This is a genomic window from Microbacterium sp. BF1, from assembly GCF_019279095.1.
Classification (GTDB): Bacteria; Actinomycetota; Actinomycetes; order Actinomycetales; family Microbacteriaceae; genus Microbacterium; species Microbacterium maritypicum.
In genome coordinates this window covers 1-518 of the sequence record NZ_JAGYWT010000902.1, presented here as the reverse complement: position 1 = coordinate 518, position 518 = coordinate 1, and the positions used below count along the sequence as shown (strand labels likewise).

The 518-nt window shown below is 71.8% G+C and carries 1 pseudogene; it reads right to left on the bottom strand.

Going from position 1 to position 518, the window contains the following annotated elements:
• Window positions 1–394: pseudogene (locus KZA10_RS17465) on the bottom strand (hypothetical protein); the annotation flags it as partial.
• Window positions 395–518: the final 124 nt, after the last annotated feature.

Here is a 518-nt window from a genome sequence, read left to right as displayed (position 1 = left end):
CGATGCCGTCGGCGCGTGGCGCGAACAGCGCCCCACCGATGCCGACGCCGAGTGCCACCGTCATCACCGCGAGCGCCGACACGCCCACTCGGTACCTCCGCAGGACACGACGAACGGTGCTGAGCGAGCGCCGATCCTCGGTGACGGCCCCGGGCTCCGGAGCGTCGACGACGGCATGCCCGCCAGCGTCGTCGGGGACATCGGCAGGAGCGGGCGACGGCTGCTCGGGCGACGAATCCACACGGGTCTCGACGGCGGGGGGCGTCACCGGAGATCGTCTCGCGTCCTCCAGCTCCCGCAGCCGCCTGGTCTCGGCATCCGTGAGGATGCCGTCACGGCCATAGGCCCGGCGCTGGAGCGCCCGCAGCTCGTCAGCGTCCGTCTCCGCCTGCACCGTCGGCACCCCCCTCACGTGTGATCATGAGCGAGGAGCTCCCGTCACTCCAGGTCGGAACCTCCAGGCGGACGACCTCGCCGCTCTCCTCATCGACCACGTTCAGCACCAGCGTGGCGCTCTG